Origin of the sequence: Sandarakinorhabdus oryzae, assembly GCF_009733735.1 — a bacterium.
In the GTDB taxonomy this organism is placed as follows: Bacteria; Pseudomonadota; Alphaproteobacteria; order Sphingomonadales; family Sphingomonadaceae; genus Sandarakinorhabdus; species Sandarakinorhabdus oryzae.
Genome location: NZ_WNJP01000199.1, coordinates 1 through 4,574, shown reverse-complemented (window position 1 = coordinate 4,574; position 4,574 = coordinate 1). Strand labels below are relative to the sequence as shown.

At 66.6% G+C, this 4,574-nt stretch carries 8 protein-coding genes; 5 read left to right on the top strand and 3 right to left on the bottom strand.

Annotated elements, in window-relative coordinates; all coding sequences use genetic code 11:
* Positions 1 to 325: rhodanese-like domain-containing protein (locus tag GJ693_RS14040; protein ID WP_268893164.1), on the bottom strand; the 325-nt coding region annotated here is incomplete at its 3' end.
* On the bottom strand, positions 294 to 635 hold the full coding sequence (locus GJ693_RS14035) for an ArsR/SmtB family transcription factor (protein WP_156256900.1): 342 nt from the start codon (positions 633 to 635) through the stop codon (positions 294 to 296). The genes GJ693_RS14035 and GJ693_RS14040, both read right to left, overlap by 32 nt.
* Positions 636 to 698: 63 nt before the next feature.
* Here GJ693_RS14035 and GJ693_RS14030 point away from each other — a divergent pair, with 63 nt between their 5' ends.
* Both GJ693_RS14030 and GJ693_RS14025 read left to right on the top strand, forming a co-directional pair.
* Positions 699 to 1,565, top strand: a complete 867-nt coding sequence (locus tag GJ693_RS14030; protein ID WP_156256899.1) for an MBL fold metallo-hydrolase — start codon at positions 699 to 701, stop codon at positions 1,563 to 1,565.
* Between the two features lie 39 nt (positions 1,566 to 1,604).
* A complete protein-coding gene (locus GJ693_RS14025) occupies positions 1,605 to 2,294 on the top strand; it encodes a peptidylprolyl isomerase (protein WP_156256898.1) in 690 nt (229 codons plus the stop codon).
* 28 nt (positions 2,295 to 2,322) lie between these two features.
* Here the strand turns inward: GJ693_RS14025 and map are convergent, their stop codons facing one another.
* Positions 2,323 to 3,147, bottom strand: a complete 825-nt coding sequence (gene map / locus GJ693_RS14020; protein ID WP_156256897.1) for a type I methionyl aminopeptidase — start codon at positions 3,145 to 3,147, stop codon at positions 2,323 to 2,325.
* An 81-nt stretch (positions 3,148 to 3,228) separates the two neighbouring features.
* Between map and GJ693_RS14015 the strand changes: the two genes are divergently transcribed.
* The 3 genes from GJ693_RS14015 to GJ693_RS14005 form a co-directional block, all read left to right on the top strand.
* Complete coding sequence (locus tag GJ693_RS14015; RefSeq protein WP_156256896.1) at positions 3,229 to 3,975, top strand: competence/damage-inducible protein A; 747 nt, start codon at positions 3,229 to 3,231, stop codon at positions 3,973 to 3,975.
* 8 nt (positions 3,976 to 3,983) lie between these two features.
* Complete coding sequence (locus GJ693_RS14010; protein WP_156256895.1) at positions 3,984 to 4,253, top strand: hypothetical protein; 270 nt, start codon at positions 3,984 to 3,986, stop codon at positions 4,251 to 4,253.
* A 5-nt stretch (positions 4,254 to 4,258) separates the two neighbouring features.
* On the top strand, positions 4,259 to 4,574 hold a 316-nt coding region (locus GJ693_RS14005), incomplete at its 3' end, for an orotidine 5'-phosphate decarboxylase / HUMPS family protein (RefSeq protein ID WP_197042212.1).

Sequence of the window (4,574 nt, the reverse complement as noted above, 5' to 3'; positions counted from 1 at the left end):
CCTGTGTGCCGGCCAGCGGCAGGCCGGCGCGACCCCAGGCGTCGACGCCGCCATCAAGCACCCAGGCGCTGCCGCCCGGCACCCGGGCCAGCAGCTTGGCGGCATTGGCCGCGGTGCGCCGGCCGGTCTGGCAGGTGAAGATCAGATTGTTGTTCACGCCGCAGGCCAGCAGTGCCGAGTCGGGCAGGCTGATCGGCATCGACAGGGCGCCGGGAATGTGACGCGCGGCAAATTCGTCTGCCTCGCGCACATCGACCAGCAGGGCATGGCCAGCGTCGAGCAGCAGCTTGGCGTCAGGCGGTGACAGCGGTTTCAACATGATCATGTTCCAGGGTTTCGGGGGGGCAGAAGATGCTGGCGAGCGTGGCGATCACTGCCTTCACCGCCGGATTGGCCAGCCGGTAGTAAATGGCCTGGCCGTCGCGGCGGGTGGCAACCAGGCCCTCGGCGCGCAGCACGGCCAGGTGCTGCGACAGCGCCGATTGCGAGAGCCGGCTGGCAAATTGGCCGGCCTGCAACTCGCCATCCACCAGTTGGCACAACACCAGCAGACGCGCATCATGCGCCATGGCCTTCAACAGGCGGGTGGCGTCGGCGGCGGCAAGCTCGAAGCGGGCGAGATCGGTCGGGATCATGGGCGTAATATATCAGTTGTATCTAATTTAGCAATTGGTAATATACGGGGCAGGAGGCCTGAAATGAGCAAGCGACCCGATGTCACCCCGTTTTTCGATGCCGCCACCAACAGCTGGACCTATCTGGTTGCCGATCCGGTGACGGGAGAGGCGGCAATCATCGATCCGGTGCTGGATTATGAGCCCAAGGGTGCTGTTGTTTCCCACGCTGGGCTGGAACGGGTGCTGGCCGCGGTGACACAGCGCCATCTGCAGGTGAAGTATATCCTCGAAACCCATGTCCACGCCGATCACCTGTCGGGCGGGCAATGGCTGCGCGAACGCACGGGGGCGCCGCTGGTGATCGGATCGCACGTGTGTGACGTACAGGGCGTATTCGCGCCGCGCTTTGGCATGGACGATCTCCCCGCCGATGGCCGCCAGTTCAGCATCCTGGTCGGGGAAGGGGCGATGCTGCCGCTTGATCACCTCACCATTCGTGTGATGCACACGCCCGGCCACACGCCGGCCTGTGTCACCTATCTGATCGGCGATGCGGCGTTCGTGGGCGACACGATGTTCATGCCGGATTATGGCACCGCGCGCTGTGATTTCCCCGGTGGCGACGCGGCAACGCTGCATGCCTCGATCCAGAAGATCCTGGCGCTGCCGCCGGAAACCCGCATCTTTGTCGGCCACGATTATCTGCCGGCCGGCCGCAGCGACTATGCCTGCGAAACCAGCGTGGCGGCGCAGAAGGCCAGCAATGTCCATGTGCATGACGGCGTTTCGGCCGACGAATTCGTCGCCATGCGCCGCGCCCGCGATGCGACGCTGGCGCCGCCGCTGCTGATCCTGCCGGCGCTGCAGGTCAATATCGCCGCCGGCGCGCTGCCCCCGGCCGACGCGCATGGCCGCCGCTTCCTGCGCCTGCCGATCAGCCTGTCCTGAAGTCTGTCCTGACTGGGCGGGGCGCTCTATGCTGAGGCCATGATTCGCCGCGCCCTCATCGCTGCCGCCGTTGCCGGCCTGTCGCTGCCCCTGTTCGCGCAGGAGGCGCCACCACCGCCGGCACCGCCTGCCGCTGCGCCGGCCACGGTCAGCGTGGTGATGACGACGGAGCTTGGCCCGATCACCATCGCGCTGGAAACCGAGCGCGCGCCGATCACCGCCGGCTATATCCTGCGCCACGTCGATGAGAAGCGGCTGGACGGCTCGGCCTTCTACCGGGCCTACAAGGTGGTGCCCGATGGCAGCATCGGCCTGGTGCAGGCCGGCATCCAGGATGGCCGCAAGCTGCTGCCGCCGGTGGCGCACGAGCCGACCACCGTCACCGGCCTCACCCATGAAGAGGGCGCCGTCAGTCTCGCCCGCGCTGCGCCCGGCACCGCCCAGGCGCAATTCTTCTTCATCCTGGGCAATCTGAAGAGCCTGGATGCCAATCCGGCCGCACCCGGCGACAATCTGGGCTTTGCTGTGTTCGGCCGCGTGACCGACGGCATGGACGTGGTGCGCAAGATATTGAACGCGCCGATTTCGGCCACCAAGGGCGAAGGCGTGATGAAGGGCCAGATGATCGAGACGCCGGTGAAGATCATCAGCGTCAACCGCCTCATCCCGCTGCCGCCCAAGCCGGTGGTGAAAGCGGTGGCGAAGAAGCCGGCGCCAAAGCGGCGCTGACCCTGCCGGCGGTTACTGGGGCGGGCGCCTAGAGCGCGTAGGGCGGAGCGTGCCAGCCCTTGGGGCTGAGCGTGAAAATCTCGCAGCCGGTTTCGGTGATCCCGATGCTGTGCTCGAACTGCGCCGAAAGCGAGCGATCACGCGTCACTGCCGTCCAGCCATCGTCCAGCACCTTCACCGCCGGCCCGCCGGCGTTGATCATCGGTTCGATGGTGAAGAACATGCCGGGTTTCAGCACGACGCCGCGCCCCGGCCGGCCAATATGGACGACGTTGGGCGCGGTGTGGAAATCCTGGCCCAGACCATGCCCGCAGAAATCGCGCACCACGCTGAAACGGTTGCGCTCCGCGTGGGTCTGGATGGCATGGCCGACATCGCCCAGCGTGTTGCCCGGCTTGGCCTGTTCGATGCCCAGCATCAGGCATTCGTGCGTCACGTCCACCAGTTTGCGCGCCTTCAACGGCACGTCGCCCACCAGGAACATGCGGCTGGTGTCGCCATACCAGCCGTCCACCACCACGGTCACATCGATGTTGACGATGTCGCCGCTCTTCAGCTTCTTCGGCCCCGGAATGCCATGGCAGACGACATGGTTCACGCTGGTGCACAGCGAATGCGAGAAGCCACGATAGAAGACGGTGGCCGATGCGGCACCGGCGGCACGGACAAATTCCCATGCCATCGTGTCGAGATCGATGGTGGCGACCTCCGGCAGCACATGCGGGGTCAGATGATCCAGCACCTCGGCCGCCAGCTTGCCGGCCTTGCGCATCGCTTCGAAGGCGGCCGGCCCGTGCAGGCGCAGCTGGCCCTCATGCGGGTCCATCACCGTGGTGTAGAGGGCTTGCGTCATAACCACGCCCATAGGGATTTGAGCGGCGAAAGTCCATCTTCGCCATGGCCAGCGCCGCCGCCCTGCGCTAAGCCGCCACGCATGAGCCGCATCTACACTGCCGCCCTCGTCATCATCGGCGACGAGATCCTGTCGGGTCGTACGCAGGACGCCAACGCCGCCTATCTGGCCAAGTGGCTGGGCGTGCAAGGCATCCGCCTGAGGGAAGTGCGTGTGGTGCCCGACGAGATGGACGCCATCGGCGAGGCGGTGAACGCGCTCAGGGTGAAGCATGATTATCTCTTCACGACCGGCGGCATCGGCCCGACGCATGATGATATCACCGTCGATGCCATTGCCGCCGCGCTCGGCCGTGAGGTGATCGTGCACGCGCAAGCCCGCGCCATCCTGGCCGGCTATTATGGCGACCAGCTCACCGATGCCCGGCTGCGCATGGCGCGCACGCCAGCCGGCGCCAGCCTGATCGAAAATCCGCGCACCCGGGCTCCGGGCATCCGGGTGGAGAATATCTTCATCATGGCCGGCGTGCCGATGATCACCCAGGGCATGCTCGCCGCGCTCGATGGCCAGCTGGAAGGCGGCGATCCGGTGCTGTCGCGCACCGTTGGTGCCTGGACGCAGGAGAGCAAGGCTGCCGAGATATTGAAGCGCACCGAGAAGGACAATCCCGGCGTGCAGATCGGCTCCTACCCGTTCTGGCGCGAGGGCAAGACCGGCGCCAACTTCGTCATGCGCTCCACCAGCGAAGCGCAGCTGGCCGAGGTGGCACAAAAGCTGATGGCAGCGCTCGCCGAAGCTGGTATCACCCCGGTCGACGGAGAGCTGTGAGGGCAAACATGGCCATTTTCCGCTGGGTCTTCCTCGCCGCAATGGCGGTCCTGTTCATCCTGTTGGCGGTGTCCAACTGGACGCTGGTCGATTTCATCCTGCCCGATGGCACGCCCAAGGCGTTGCCGCTGCCGGTGCTGCTCGGCGTTGCCTTCCTCGCCGGCGTTGTCCCCACCTGGCTGTGGCACCGTTTCTTGCGACCGCTGGCAGAAAACCGCACGCCGCGCCGCGCCCGGGTCGAACAGACGCAGGTTGCGTCTCCCCCCAGCGGAGCCTGATCGCCATGGCCAATCCGGTGTTCGTGGCGGTCGATACGCCCGATGTCGCTGCCGCGCGTGCGCTGGTCGCGGCGGTGGCCCCGCATGTTGGCGGCGTCAAGCTGGGGCTGGAATTCTTCTGCGCCCATGGCCCGGCCGGCATCGCCGCCGTGATGGATGGGCAGAGCCTGCCGCTGTTTCTTGACCTCAAGCTGCACGATATTCCCAACACGGTGGCCGGCGCGGTGAAGAGCCTGGCGCCGCTGGCGCCTGCCATCCTCACCGTCCATGCGGCCGGCGGCCACGCCATGCTCGCCGCCGCCCGCGCCGCGGCACCGGCCA